This is a genomic window from Spiroplasma endosymbiont of Villa modesta (assembly GCF_964030925.1).
In the GTDB taxonomy this organism is placed as follows: Bacteria; Bacillota_I; Bacilli_A; order Mycoplasmatales; family VBWQ01; genus Spiroplasma_E.
In genome coordinates this window covers 1,849,600-1,863,933 of the sequence record NZ_OZ034992.1, presented here as the reverse complement: position 1 = coordinate 1,863,933, position 14,334 = coordinate 1,849,600, and the positions used below count along the sequence as shown (strand labels likewise).

Sequence of the window (14,334 nt, the reverse complement as noted above, 5' to 3'; positions counted from 1 at the left end):
ATAAATAATGGAAATTACTACTGAAGATATTATTGATGAATATAAAAACGAATATAAACAAAAATTAATTATTTGATTAAATAAACAAATTAGTATTTGTTTATGTGATTCTTTAAAAGAAGCAGGTAAACTTACTGCTTATTATAAAGTACTTGAATTTATAGAAAATGGAGAATTTGATAATGAATAAATGTGAACATGAAGATGTAAGTATTGAATTAATATTTAGATTAAAATTAGTTGATTTTGAATAATGAATAAAGAAAAATTACTTAAATATTTAAAAAATTTATTTATGGAAACTGATAATTGGGAAAAACAAATAATTATTTCAATGAATTTAATAATACGTCAAGAACTTATTAAAAAAATAGAAAATGGAGACTTTGATTAATGAATAAAGATAATTTAAAACCATGCAAACATTATATATATTATAACGTAGAATATTATTATTTTGGAGAATGTGATATGTGTGATGAAGAAAAGGATGTGAAATAATGACTAAATGAGATTTAGCAAAATGATTAATGGAACAATGATTAGAAGCCAGAAAAAATAATGATAAAGAATATATGCGAATAATACAAGATAGTTTTAATGAATTTGATTGAGAATAAAAGGATGTGAAATAATGAGAAATATTAGAACTGAATGATTTTATAATGAAAAAAGTCCAAAAGAAATAAAATGTCCAACAGTTGGATTATTAAAAAATAAAGAAGATGCTTTATGTTATTTATTAGCATTAAATTTATATCCAAAATTATATCCACAAGATATTTTTTATTCATGAATATTAGAAAATAATCAAACTGGATATTTAATTATAGTTGGTAATAATAGAGATACAGTAGGAAATATGCAATTTAAATTTATAAAAGGAGAATAAAAAAATGCCAAATACAGAAAACCAAAACTCAAATTATACTTTATTAAAATTAATAAGAACTGGAATATCACCATTATCAGCAATGATAGGTACCAGTGCTTATTATGGGCAATTAATAGGAAATCCTATTCTAGGTAGTATAAATGCTTTATTATTTTCAAAAAAATTAGGAATTGATATATGAAATTTAAATCAAATGCCAAGTTCAAAAACTAAATTATTAAATAGTTCTAAAAAAATAGCATTAGGATTAGGAACAATTGGCTTAGCAAATTATGCTAAATTTACTAATTCTTCAATTAACCCTAATCCAACTGAAAGTCCAATAACTACTACTACTATTGACCCATTTCCACCAGATTTGAGACAAAACATAATTTTTATGGGACAAAATAGTGAATTTATGGGACAAATGGATTGAGATACTTATATTTCATTAAATGCTTATGGTATATCAAATCTTATTAATGGAATTCTAGAATTAATACCTAATAAATTTGAAGCAATAAGAAAAATATGTAATATGGCAACTGGTGGTTGTTTGATTAGTAGTGGTGTTGCTATGGGGATAAATAATGATTTTAATAATGCTTATGCAGTACCTACCATAATTGCTGGTGCAAGTGAAATAATCCATAATTTACTTCCAATAGAAACAAATCATAGTAGAGAAATGCAAGAAACTTCATTTACAAATGAAACTGCAAGATTAATTAATGATAATAGATTTACTATTAATAGTGAAACAAGTAGTCAATATGGAACTAATATGAGTGATGTAATTTTAGATAATGCTTCATTAAATTGAGATTATAATCACATGAGTTTATAAATAAGTAAAAATGCCTATTAAAGGCATTTTTTTATTATTAATAAATACTTTTTACTTCTGGTTGTTTATTAATAGAATTTAATTTAGTTTGTAATTTATTAATTTTATTTTGTTTTTTAAGTGCTTTTTTATTAGGGTCTGTTAAAGATTTACCAAAAGCAATAAATGCTTTTCCTAATTTAATTAAAACATAACCCCCATTAATACATAAATTAGCAACTATAATAATTGTTGTAGTATCCATATTAAATCACCACCTTTCTAAAATATTTGATTAATTTTTAATATAATTTTTACAATAATAAATATAATTAAACCAGCAGTTGCTGATGATAGAATTACTCCAATTAAACCTAAAATAATCTTTATAATTTTAAAAAACATAATACTATTCCTGTAATTCTTCTAATTTTAAAAGTTGACCATATCTTGTAGGGTCACTAACAATAGCAATGGTATCATTTTGCATTTGTAAAGAAATTATTATTCTATCATTAACTTTATCTCAATATAATGTTTGAACATCAGTATTCAATTCACCGTATAAAAATTCTTTAGACATAAAAGCAAATTTCTTATTACTTGATTGACTTTCAAAATTATAATAAATTTTATATTTAGTATTTGATTTAAAAGTATATTTAATATGATTTATATTAACTTTTGTTCCTACTTCTTTTCATTGTGGAATACTTGGACTTGGTGTTGGAGTATTTGGTAATTCAATATTAATCTCATTATTTTTTAATTCATTTATTTTTAAAGTATGACTTGTAATTTTTATAGGTTGAATAATATCTACTTTAACTGTATTTTGTAATTCTTCTAATGAAAAAATATTTGCATATTTTTCATTTCCACCTTCTAAAATTAATTGTCATTTATTAATATCTAATAATTGTAAATATAAAATACCTTCTTCATTATTAATTAAACCTTTTGTAAGAAATATTTTACTTCCATGTATTCCACCTAAATAATTACCTGTTTTAAATTCTACTGTTATTCTTGTATTTACTTGATGAAATGGTGGAGATTCCCATGTAATAATTACTCTATAAAGAGTATTAAAAGCAAGATTAAAATCACCATATTTACGATTATTTATACTTTTACCTATTATTTTTCAATTTTCTTTATCTTGTTTTTTATCAATATTAGTTTTATTTTCATTAATAGCACCAACAATAGTTTTATTAGTAGTTTCTAATCTTCCATAAGTATTATTAAGCAATAATGAGATAGCAAGAGAACTATTTGAACTATCATTTATTCATAATTGGTCTCTATCATCTTTATATGTAAAATATCCTTTCATAAAAACAGATTTTTTATAATAATTAGTTAAATCTGGTATTTTATTATCAACATATTCTTTGTTAGTTGCATCAGTTTCAAAAGTAGGTGTTCCAACATCAATAATTCTTTTATTATTAGCAATAATACCTTTATCATCTTTTAATTTAACAAAATTAATATTATCTTTATCAACTTCTCATAATGAATCAATATTACTATCAACATGAATTTTTAATTTAGGTATAGTATCACTAACATTATCTATTTTTATACCAGTACCTTCAATTAAACTCATTTTTTGTAAAAATGTTTTATTACCAGAATCTCAAGTAATTAGTTTAGTATCACTTTCATCAAAAATACTAGGAGTATTAAAATTATCTGTATTACATGAAATAGGATTATTAATTGCTTTTCTTGGAGTATGTAAATTTGCTTGTTGTAATAAATTATATACTTCCATTAATACATAATCTGGTTCACTTGGGGGACTAATACTACTTGATAAACCATTACCACTAATAGATACTGAACTTCTTATAAATGCCATTCCAACTGTTAAATAATAAATAGTCATTCTTGCTGTTGCTCTTTTAGTTAATTGTTTTTGAGTTTCATTTAAATTATTAAATCCAGTTTGTTCAATTAAATTACCAGTAATAGTATTAATACGTTCACTTGATATAGCAATTGCCATAATAGTAAAATCAGTTTTAGTATTATCAGTAGTAGTTTGGTCAGCATCTGGTATAAAACCATATATAGTTTTTAAATCATCTTTTGTAATATAATTTAAATTTACATTTCAATCAATATTATTTTTGTTTTCCATAATTTTTAAACCTTCCATATCCTTGTACTGCTTGTGATTTATTAACTGTACTAATAACTGATTTATTAGGTTTAGTTACTGCTCTATTTAATTGACTAACATTTCTTCTAACAGTAGCATTCATTTCTTTTTTAGTTTTATTTACTCCACCTAAATATTCTCTTATAAAAACACTATTAGCACCAGTTCCATAAGCACCCATAGATTTACACATATCAATTCAAGTTTCTCTTGAAACATTAAAATAATCATAACTTTTAGATAAATTAGTTCTATAAGTTAATGTAGCAATACCATAAGTACCAGATTGTGCTTGTACTACTGGAGTTCATATACCACCAGCAAGAGCAGAACTTGAAAGATTTACATAAACTCCAATCATAGAATCATAATCTTCTTGTGTTAAAGAATTCATTATTATTTCTTTACCTTTATCCATTAATGACTTACCATTTAAATATTGTTTTTGAATATGTTGTAATTTAGCAATATTATTATTAGTAATATGTGTCATTATTTTTTTATGAATTACTGGTAAATTTGTTAATTTTTGTAAAACTTGTTGAAATTCTGATAATTCTTTTTGTGATTTACCTTGTCCTAAAATTTTTGACATTAATTGATTTTTTAATATTCCTGCTGGATTTTTTAAAAAACTATTAAATAATGAATTATTTTTTTTAAATTTTTCTATTAATTCAGCAGTTTGAATATCACTAACAGCAGTTTCTAATATTATTCTTAAAAGTAAAATAATAGGCATTTAAATTACTTCTTTGTAAAAGTTACTTGTAAAGAACCATCATATAAATTTTTACCTTCAACATTAGCACTTGTTGCTGTTAAATCTGAAAAATTAGCATTACCTTTTCGATAATTAGGATTTTTAGCAATAACTGCTTTTTCTACTTCATCTGCAGTTGGTGTTGCACCAGCCATAGTAATAGCACCTAAATTAGTAAATTCAATTGCTGTTGCAATATCTATACTTGAAGTAACTGTAAATCCTTTAACTAAATCTGGTCTTAATGCTTTACCATCACTTACTAAAAACTTATGAAAGTTTTTAATATTACCATTAGTTTGTAAAATAAATGTATTATCAAGACCACGATTAAACGGAAATGCCAATGCTTCTTTATGCACTAATACAGCATCACAACCCCTAAAGTCAAATCCTTCTTGTTTATCAATAACTCCAGCTGGATAATTTCTTCCTAATCATGGACATTCTATAATTTTAATACCACCAATTTCTAATACTTTACCACTAGCTAATGCTTCACTAGAACTTTCACTACCTAAATTAGCATTTGCTAATAAAACTAACGGTTTAAAAAAACTAGATACTCATAATGTATAATCTTCTTCATTTGTACCAATATATTCATCAGTAATTCTTGCTTTTAAAGTTGCTAATGTAGTTGAGATTTTTAATCATAATAATGCTCTATAATCATCTGTTTTAGGATTAGTTGGTAATGTAATATTAATAATGCCATTTTCGTTTGCTGTTTTAACTGCTAATTGAAGTAATTTAGCAACTAAATATACTTCTACTGATTTTGCTTTTGCATCAATTCAACCAGAAACATAACTATCACCCATAGTAATTCCACCATCTTCAAATTTAGCACCTAATCTTTTTAAATCTAATGTTTCAATTTCATAATTAATTTCTTTTGATTTATTTAAAAGAATTTGTTCTGTTCTAATTGCTGTTACATCATTTTCACCAGCACCACGTTTATAATCTTGTGTAATATTACGTTTTGTAACATCATAAATAGCAGTACCAGCATCTAATTGTTCTCTATTCTCTACTGTTGCATTAATTAATGCTACTCTTTTTGATAATAAAACTTTTAAATTTTTAAGATATTTAACTGATAAATCTGCTTTACCACTAGGTGTACTAGGGTCATTAATTGTTGTTGATTGTGTTGTAATAATTGCCATATTTATTCTCCTTTAATTTGTTTTAAATCATTTAATACTTGTTTTTCAAAATTAAGTATTTTTTCTAAACAATTGATACTTTTTTCATATCCTTTAATACTTTCTAAAGTATTTATTATTTCTATACGAGTACTTCTAGTAATATTAAAAATATCAGGATAATCACTTTGAATATTTTCATATTTTTTATTAAATTCTTTAATAGTCATATTTAACCTACCATTCCTAATTTACTAGTATCTACATCTTCTTTTTTATTTTCTTTAAATTTATCTTTTACATCTAAAGAATTACTAATATTTGTATCTTTATTTTTATTAAATAAATGTGGAAAATCTTTATTTAATAATGATAATTCTTCTTCAATATCATCTTTATCTCCAAGATATCTTTTTAATAAATTAATATTTTCTTGTGATAAATCATATTTTTTATAACTTTCTGAATGTCTAATTTCTCTATCTTTATCAGTTTTTTCTTTATATAAAGCATTATATTTTTCTTCTAATTCTTTATATTTATCTTCTAAAGTTGGTTCTTTAGACTCTTCAGTTTCATTGTCTTTTGATTCACTTTCTACTGGTTTTGATTCATTTTCTTTGGGTTTTGATTCACTTTTTGGCTCTTTTGATTCATTATCTGTTGAATTTGATTCACTTTCTTGTTCATCTTTTTCTTTTTCTTCCATAGTATTACCTTCTTTCATTTCATTTTCATTTAACATAATTACCACCACCTTTCTAAGTTGAACTTTTTGGATTAATTACCAATGACGTAGTTTGTAATTTTCAATTAGCATTGCTTATAGTTGCTCCAGTAAGATAATTTAATCCAACAAATGTTGCTATAAATTGATATTGAATTGATATTCAATCATCACTATCACCTTTAAATGCCATTATTTTAAATCATACTGATGATGGCAATGTTTTACCACTACTTGGATTATCATTTGTTCATAATAAATTATTAATATATATTTTATTTAATCTTTCTAAACTTTTTAAAAAAGCAATTTGATTTGGGTGTAATCCATCATTTTGAGAATTATTTACATTAAATATTCAATTATTATTCATATCTTGATGATTACCAGAATTATTATTATAAGTATTATCATTATCTTGAAAACTTGCATTTAAACCTTGACCATCAGTGATATTACCAATCTCATTTAATTTAATAATAATAGGTGTAAATCAATTTTTAGAATTAACATAATCATCACTTACAGTTGTTAATCTTCATTTTGCATTCATAATAAAATTAAAATTAAATGTTATACTTTCATAATCATTCATAAATTTATCAATATTTTCATATCCATAATCTTTAACATTAATATGTATATAGTTTAAAAATTTACCGGTTTCTTGATTTTCTCTTCAATTTGGTCTCATTTGATAAGTATCTTTTGAACTGTTAAGAGTACTGTTAATATCATTATTAATTCCATATTTACTTTGATTACTTAAATCAATAAATATAGGATGCGCTCTCTCTATTATTGGTGGTGGTTGTATTGCTTGTGGATAATTAAATGGTTGGTCAAATTTAAAAGTATTATTTGCTAAAATAAATGTATTTTGAATTAATCTACTATTATTACTTGCTTTACCTACTGTTTGATAAGTCCCACTTCAAATACTAAAATTATCATTAACAGCACCATTTCTATTATCAGGCATACTATAAAATGTTATTTTAAAATTACTTTTACCAACAACTTTAATATCAATCATATCAATTGCTCATTTTACTATATTAGTATTAGTAAAATCTGGTGGTTGTAATAATGATGTATCAATATCATCTTTTGCTAATAAATTAACTAAATTTTTATTTTTAATATCTAATTGACCTAAATTTACTGTTTCTTGTACAGAATTATCATTAAATGATTGATTATTAATATCAAATCTTGCCATTGATAATTTATCAGTTAAATTAAATGTAAATGATGTCATATGACTGGTTGTACCTAATACTGATTGAATAGCATCTGGTGTTTCATTTCTAAATACATCTAATGGAATTAATGCTGGATTAGTACTTTGTGAACTATATAATAATGTTGTATAAAAATTATATAATTCAGCAGATATTAATCCATTTATATAAGGAAATTGAGGTATTAATAAATTACTTGATAATTTAGCACCAATATCTAAACCACCAACAAAAGCATTCATAAATGAACCAAATATAGGTATAGTATTAAGATTAATTTTAATAGTTTCTCTAACTGTTAAAGGTATTTCACTAATAGGATTATAAATAAAATAATGTAATGCATTTATAGTATTTAATTGCTTAAATTTATTATTATTCATATTATAATGAGTATTACCAATAAATTTTTTATTATTTTTATTATAATATTGAAAATATGGATTACCAGCAGTTGCATAAATATAATCTTCAATTTCAGCACCATTTAAAAAATTATTATCTCAATAATTTACTAATCTATTTGATACATCAACTTTATTAGTATTTTTAGTTTTTTCAACATCAGTTCTTAAATGACCTTCATAATGTTTAGTTGCTCCATCATCATAATTTGGAGCAATTACTTTTTGTCAATCTTGATAACTATCCATAACTGATTGTCCTTGAACAGTTAATACATAATTAGTTTCTGGTAATGCTTGAAAACTTACTGGGTCATAAGTTGAACATTGATATTGTCATGGAAATAATAATTTACTTGGATATTGTCTATATTTATGTTGTTTAGTATTAATAGGATTATTATCAATATCTCTACCTCATAATGCTATTGAAATAGGTTTTACTGAACCATAAAAAGATATTTGACAATGAGTAACTGGTAATGGCGGTAAATAATTACTATCTAAAATAATATTATTATTTTCATCTAATGCTGGTAATGCAACTGGGTCGCCCGGGGCACCTAATTGTACATATTGATTAATTGCTAATCCACTAGTTGCTAATTTATCATTTAACGAACTAAAAGTACATTGAATAAAAGCAAGTTCTTTATTTTCATTATTATAAGTTTTACTTGCAACTTCAAGAATATATCATTGTCTATCAACTTTAATAGATTTATCAGTATTTATAACTTTATTAATTTCTGGAATCATATATAACTTATATAAATTTGAAACAATATTATTAATAAAATTAAAATTCTTTTTTTCATTTGGAATATTAATAACTACATTTTTAATTGCTTGTTCTTGAATAAAAGCATTATTTGCTGGAGTTGCTGAATAAGTAATACCTAATTGGTCACTTAAAATATTTCCATAAAATACATCACCAACTTGTAATTGTTTATATGCTTCATCTGGATTATCTTTATTTTGAATAGGATAATAAGAATGGTCTCAAACTGCTTGTATTGCTTCTCTACCAGTAAAGATTTTACTAAAACTAGTATAATCATTAGGTATTGAAGTTGGTGGTTTATATCCCGTTTCTGTTGAATTTATAGCACCTAAAATAATAGTAAAAGGACATACACGAAATTGTAAATCTTTATTTTGTGTAAAATCTTTTTCAATTTCACCAGTTGATTTTCAAACTGTTTTAATTAATTGATGATTTATTTTCGGTATCATTTTTAGTTTCTCCATCAATATCTTTTACTAACTTATTATCAAAATCAATTTCTTCTTTTCTCATTCTTCTATTTTCTTCAAGAATGTTCATTGCTTCTTCTTCACTAACACCTTCTTCTTGCACAAGAATACGTTTTCTGTTAGTTAAATCTAATGCTAATTTTCTCTCATTAATTTCTAATGATTTTAATCTATCTATAATAGTATTTTCTTTAATTTCAAATGTTCATTTAGATTTATCACCATCTAATCCCATTAATATAAAACATCTTTGAAATATTTCATTTCAATCACTTTGATTTAAAGTTCTTTTAATTCTTGTAGTTTCCATATCTCTTGAATTAGTAATTAATACTTCTGCTTCTGTTTTTTGACTTGTAGTATCATTTACTGGACTATATCCACTACCCTCAAATGCTTTATCAATAATAAATTGTATAAAATCTGCATATTTATCTAATATTGGATTACCTTGTAATATTGCAATTGGTGGTGTTCCACTAGTACTTCCCATACTTCTTAAATTTGCTTGTAAAATAAATTTACCTATTAATTTTTTTAAATCAAAAGCAGTTTTAGATTGATTTATTTCTTGTTCAGTAATATCTAAAAATACACGAGTAACATTACATTCAAGTTCATGGTTAATTGATTCAAATGTTTTATTTAATAATTCTTGTAATTTTTTAATTGGTGTCATATCTGGATAATAATCACCAATAACTCCACCAAAGAAATTCTTTTTAGGTAAATTTTGCATAAATTTAACTGGAATAATACCTAAATTATGATTTTCTATTAAAGGTAATTTTAAATCATCACTTATTTTTTCTTGTAAACCATCTAATGTAATAAAATCACTAGTAAAATATCTAATTATTTGATTTTGAGTATATGTTGTTTTAACATAAATACTTTGGTCATCATATTGTAACCTTGACCATGTTGATGCACTATATTCAGTTTCTAATACTCTTGCTACTCTTGATTGAGCATATGGTTGAGCAAAATTTAATGAAATTCTACCAGTTTTACTTCTATCAATTTGAACAATACTATAACCATAACCAGATTTAATATGACAATCTTGATAAAATAATGAATCAAAATTATTTCATTCTTTTAATTTTTCAATTGCTCTTTTATAATCATCATCTTCACTTGTTAAAGTATAACCATTACCCCAAAGTAATTTAGAAGCATGATTTGCTATAATTTCTTGAAGATTTATCATACATCAATTAGGAGTTAATATTTCAGTATTATGATTATTCATATGTTACTTCCTTTCAAAATAAGGATTTATATTTGCACTTAAATTTCTAATATATGGTTCTATAGCATAATCAAATGCATCACGTAAATGGTCATTACCCGCTAATGGTATTTGTTTAATACTTTTAGGGTCTCATACAGCCAATCTAAATTCATCTAATAATGCTTGTGCATTCATACTAATATTTAAGCGTTCTGATGCCATTAAAGCAACATTCTTACCTATTCTAAACTCAAGTCTTAATTTCACACAATCTTTAAAATATAGCCATGAATTAACTTGATATTTAATTGCTGTATCATTTAACATTTCAATAAATGTATAATTACTAAAATCACAATATACAGTTAAACCATATTCATATAACAAATTATTTTCTTTTGCTAATTTAATATAAAACTCTACTACTAATCTTGCTAATTGCTTATTATCATAACGTATTAATTTATTTTCTATTTTTAAACAATCAATAACATTAACAAATTTAAAATTATAATCAAAACCTATTAATACACATGCTAAAGCATCATCTTTAAACCCATAATCTAATCCAGCACTAAATCTATAACTTGGTTGTAATAAACGTGATATCTTATGAATAAGATGTGAATATATTCCACCAGATTCATAACCTACTAATCCATGACTTCTTACTCTTGCAGATATTGGGTCTAATTTTTCTATTTCTAATAATTGATGCTTATCACTATCTTTTAAATGAGTATTTAATTTTCAATTTTGATAATGATAAATAGTATTATCAATAATAGTAAATTGTTCATATTCATTAATAATTTGTTTTTCATTTTGTGGACAAGCATTTATAGTTTTTTTAATAAATTCATTAAGAATTGACCAAGGATTACAACTTTCAATTTCTAATAATTGATTTGCACCTCTTATTGCATCTTTTAAATCTTGATAATCATTTTCAGTAATTTCATATCTTTCATCACTTCATATAATTACATAATCATATAAATAATTACTTGCTAATCCAGTTAATTTAACATTACTATTATCTTGTGAATGTAAATATTTACAAGTTATTTTACTACCATTAAATTCAATAGTTTTTTTAGTTTCACTAATAATAAAATTAATACTAGGATAGGTTGCTCTAATAATTTGCTTTAATTCTTGTCAACTATCATTTAATTGTTTTGACATATTACGAATTAAATAAGCATGAATATTAATATTTTCTAACATTAATAAAATACCAAGAAATTCAATATCACTAAATGTTTTACCAGATTTACGACTACCTAATTGTTTAATTTTAGTAATATTTAAAGGTTGTTTTAAATACATTCTTTTAGCAATATCTAATAAATAACCAAAATTACTTAACATTTATTCTTACCTTTATTTTCTAAACTAATTGCTATAGGGGCTGTATTATCACTACTTTTTATATCAATTTTTGTAGATAAATGATATTCTTTCACAAATGCTCTTTCTAAATATCATGCAGTATTATTTGCATTTGCTTTTAAATATCTTTGTGTATTAATATGGCGTATTTGTAAATATGCTCAATTAATTTGTTGTAAAAAAGTATTTCTCTTTTTTTGTTTTCAACTATAAAGAGTATTTTCTGTAATATCTAAATAAACTAACATACCAATTTTAGTTGGTACTTCTTCAGTTTGTTTACAATGATTAAAATATTCTTCTAATTTTTCTCTTAATGCTTTTGCATCATTAAAAATTGTTCTTATTTTTATTTTTTCTTCTTGCACATAAAAATCTCCTTTCATATGCTTTAAAAACACAAAAATTTATGATATAATTAATATAATCTTTAAGTTAAGTCTGACAAAAATAACTTATTAACTTTATTAATTACTTCATATATTTTTTTATATTTAATTTTTATAATATAATTATAACAAAGAATAGCATTACACTGCTATTTTTTTATTTCTTTTCTTAAATTTAAACATTTTCTTAATTTTATTTCCTAAACTTTTTCAAAATTTATATTCGGGATGTTGTGATTTATACATAATCATTGCACCAATAATAGTACCGATAATATTTAGAGAAATAGTAAACAATACAATTCCAAAAGGATTATTTTTTTCACATAACTCTCATCCTAAATTAATTAAATGAAGAGCAAATGCTATTCATGCTAATGATAAAGGAACTAACATAATATAAAATACAGCCATAGGTGGGTCTACTTCTTTTATTTCAGTTAACAATAAATAATTCATTTTTTATTTTCCTTTTCTATTTATATTTTTCTTTATTGTACATTATTTTATTAAAAAAGAAAAGATAACTAATAAAAGTTATCTTTTAAACGTAAATAGAATTTGCAGTTTATTTTATCGTTCTTTAATATTATACTCTAAAACCAAACATTTTTCAACAATATTTTAATAAATTTGATACAATTTTTGAGTTAAAAAATAAATAGAAAGGTGTTAAAAAATGTTTAGTTTTAAAGGATTTCTAAAATCTGAAATCAGTAATATTTTAGCAAAATATTTTCAAAAAATCCATAATTTTGATGAATATTTTTTTCTAAATAGAGATAAAAATCAATATAAAGTTGCTTGAACATGTAATAGAACAGTAAATACTCCAATTGGAATGGATACTTTTAGACAAAGAGTTTATTGAGATAAAATTAATAAAAAAACTTATTATCCAATTTATGAAGAATTTGGTATTAAAAAAAGAGCAAGAATTACTAATGATTTATATTTTGATATATTAGATAATTTAATTGAAAATTTAATAAGTAAAAAAGGTTATTTTAATATTCAATCAGAATTTAAATATACTTCTTTTTCTAAAAATCTTATTTCAAGGATTTTTAAAGAAGCAAAAATTGAAAAATGAATACCAGAAGAAAAATTTAAAGTATTAGATAATGAAAAATTAAATATATGTGCAGATGATGCTTTTGTTACTTGTTGAGATGAAAATGGTATAAAACAGCAATATTGTTGTAGACTTTTAACTTTTAATTTAGGTAAAAAAGAAATTTATTCATATAGAAATAAATTAGATAAAAAAATAACTTCATTTATGTTATTTAAAACTGGTAATGGTTTAAATCAACATGAATTATATCAATTTACAACACAAACTATTCTTAATCATTATGATATTAATTTAAATATATTAGGTGTTCAATGAGATTATCATAATTATAATTTAGTTGTTGCTGGTGATGGTGCATTGTGAATTAAAGCAATGGCAAGTTGATTGGGATGTTATTATATTTTAGATAAGTTTCATGCATTTAGTTATTTATGAAAGTCTTTTGTTGGAGTTCGTGGTAAGAAAAAAGAATCTCATGACTGAAAAAAATTTTTAGATTCTTCAACTACTTTTTCAAATGGTAATTGTAATAAATTACTTGATTTTTTAAAACTTAATGTTAATACTAAAACTTATAATTATTTTAAAAATAATGCTCATGGTATTGTAAATCAAAATGCTTCTTGAAATATTGGTTGTAGTGCTGAAAGTGATGTATATCATTTTTTAAAATCTTTAACTAATGGAGCAAAAATATATAATTATCAAACATTAAATAATATGTTAATAGCAAAAGCAAATTATTTAAACACTAGAAGTTATCTTAATAGTACTTAATAAGTTAAAATTTTATATTTTTAAAACCTA

Annotated in this window: 18 protein-coding genes; 6 read left to right on the top strand and 12 right to left on the bottom strand. The window is 23.1% G+C overall.

Annotated elements, in window-relative coordinates:
- Positions 1-7: 7 nt before the first annotated feature.
- The 5 genes from AAHM89_RS11990 (at position 8) to AAHM89_RS11970 (ending at position 1,724) form a co-directional block, all read left to right on the top strand.
- Positions 8-190 (top strand): hypothetical protein, encoded by a 183-nt coding sequence (locus AAHM89_RS11990; RefSeq protein ID WP_342266086.1) that lies wholly within the window; start codon positions 8-10, stop codon positions 188-190.
- Between the two features lie 63 nt (positions 191-253).
- Positions 254-394: a hypothetical protein gene (locus AAHM89_RS11985; RefSeq protein WP_342266087.1), complete on the top strand. Its 141-nt coding sequence runs from the start codon at positions 254-256 to the stop codon at positions 392-394.
- Positions 395-464: 70 nt separating this feature from the next.
- Positions 465-620, top strand: coding sequence for a hypothetical protein (locus AAHM89_RS11980; protein ID WP_342266088.1), 156 nt, complete (start codon positions 465-467; stop codon positions 618-620).
- A gap of 14 nt (positions 621-634) precedes the next feature.
- On the top strand, positions 635-892 hold the full coding sequence (locus AAHM89_RS11975; RefSeq protein WP_342266089.1) for a hypothetical protein: 258 nt from the start codon (positions 635-637) through the stop codon (positions 890-892).
- Between the two features lie 4 nt (positions 893-896).
- Positions 897-1,724 carry a hypothetical protein gene (locus AAHM89_RS11970; RefSeq protein ID WP_342266090.1) on the top strand — a complete coding sequence of 276 codons (828 nt, stop codon included), beginning with the start codon at positions 897-899 and terminating at the stop codon, positions 1,722-1,724.
- 37 nt (positions 1,725-1,761) lie between these two features.
- On the opposite strand, the gene AAHM89_RS11965 is transcribed toward AAHM89_RS11970, so the two are convergent.
- The 12 genes from AAHM89_RS11965 to AAHM89_RS11910 all read right to left on the bottom strand — a co-directional run bounded on the left by AAHM89_RS11965 (position 1,762) and on the right by AAHM89_RS11910 (position 12,908).
- Positions 1,762-1,968 (bottom strand): hypothetical protein, encoded by a 207-nt coding sequence (locus tag AAHM89_RS11965; RefSeq protein WP_342265895.1) that lies wholly within the window; start codon positions 1,966-1,968, stop codon positions 1,762-1,764.
- A gap of 17 nt (positions 1,969-1,985) precedes the next feature.
- On the bottom strand, positions 1,986-2,108 hold the full coding sequence (locus tag AAHM89_RS11960) for a hypothetical protein (protein WP_255495924.1): 123 nt from the start codon (positions 2,106-2,108) through the stop codon (positions 1,986-1,988).
- Between the two features lie 4 nt (positions 2,109-2,112).
- Positions 2,113-3,855 carry a hypothetical protein gene (locus AAHM89_RS11955; protein WP_342266470.1) on the bottom strand — a complete coding sequence of 581 codons (1,743 nt, stop codon included), beginning with the start codon at positions 3,853-3,855 and terminating at the stop codon, positions 2,113-2,115.
- Positions 3,839-4,618, bottom strand: a complete 780-nt coding sequence (locus tag AAHM89_RS11950) for a hypothetical protein (protein ID WP_342266469.1) — start codon at positions 4,616-4,618, stop codon at positions 3,839-3,841. The genes AAHM89_RS11955 and AAHM89_RS11950 overlap by 17 nt, the downstream gene beginning before the upstream one ends.
- 5 nt (positions 4,619-4,623) lie before the next feature.
- Positions 4,624-5,814 (bottom strand): hypothetical protein, encoded by a 1,191-nt coding sequence (locus AAHM89_RS11945; RefSeq protein WP_342265898.1) that lies wholly within the window; start codon positions 5,812-5,814, stop codon positions 4,624-4,626.
- Positions 5,815-5,816: 2 nt separating this feature from the next.
- A complete protein-coding gene (locus tag AAHM89_RS11940) occupies positions 5,817-6,023 on the bottom strand; it encodes a hypothetical protein (RefSeq protein ID WP_342265899.1) in 207 nt (68 codons plus the stop codon).
- A gap of 2 nt (positions 6,024-6,025) precedes the next feature.
- Complete coding sequence (locus AAHM89_RS11935) at positions 6,026-6,538, bottom strand: hypothetical protein (protein WP_342266468.1); 513 nt, start codon at positions 6,536-6,538, stop codon at positions 6,026-6,028.
- 16 nt (positions 6,539-6,554) lie between these two features.
- Positions 6,555-9,407 carry a hypothetical protein gene (locus tag AAHM89_RS11930; RefSeq protein ID WP_342266467.1) on the bottom strand — a complete coding sequence of 951 codons (2,853 nt, stop codon included), beginning with the start codon at positions 9,405-9,407 and terminating at the stop codon, positions 6,555-6,557.
- The gene (locus AAHM89_RS11925; RefSeq protein WP_342266466.1) at positions 9,376-10,683 is read right to left on the bottom strand and encodes a hypothetical protein; all 1,308 of its coding nucleotides are present in this window, start codon (positions 10,681-10,683) and stop codon (positions 9,376-9,378) included. Before AAHM89_RS11925 ends, AAHM89_RS11930 begins: the two co-directional genes overlap by 32 nt.
- A 3-nt stretch (positions 10,684-10,686) precedes the next feature.
- Positions 10,687-12,039 carry a phage terminase large subunit gene (locus AAHM89_RS11920; RefSeq protein WP_342266465.1) on the bottom strand — a complete coding sequence of 451 codons (1,353 nt, stop codon included), beginning with the start codon at positions 12,037-12,039 and terminating at the stop codon, positions 10,687-10,689.
- Entirely contained in the window at positions 12,033-12,428 is a 396-nt protein-coding gene (locus AAHM89_RS11915; RefSeq protein ID WP_174480004.1) for a terminase small subunit, read from the bottom strand. Before AAHM89_RS11915 ends, AAHM89_RS11920 begins: the two co-directional genes overlap by 7 nt.
- Before the next feature lie 162 nt (positions 12,429-12,590).
- Complete coding sequence (locus tag AAHM89_RS11910; RefSeq protein ID WP_342266464.1) at positions 12,591-12,908, bottom strand: hypothetical protein; 318 nt, start codon at positions 12,906-12,908, stop codon at positions 12,591-12,593.
- A gap of 220 nt (positions 12,909-13,128) precedes the next feature.
- Between AAHM89_RS11910 and AAHM89_RS11905 the strand changes: the two genes are divergently transcribed.
- The gene (locus AAHM89_RS11905; RefSeq protein ID WP_342265906.1) at positions 13,129-14,304 is read left to right on the top strand and encodes an Mbov_0401 family ICE element transposase-like protein; all 1,176 of its coding nucleotides are present in this window, start codon (positions 13,129-13,131) and stop codon (positions 14,302-14,304) included.
- Positions 14,305-14,334: the final 30 nt, after the last annotated feature.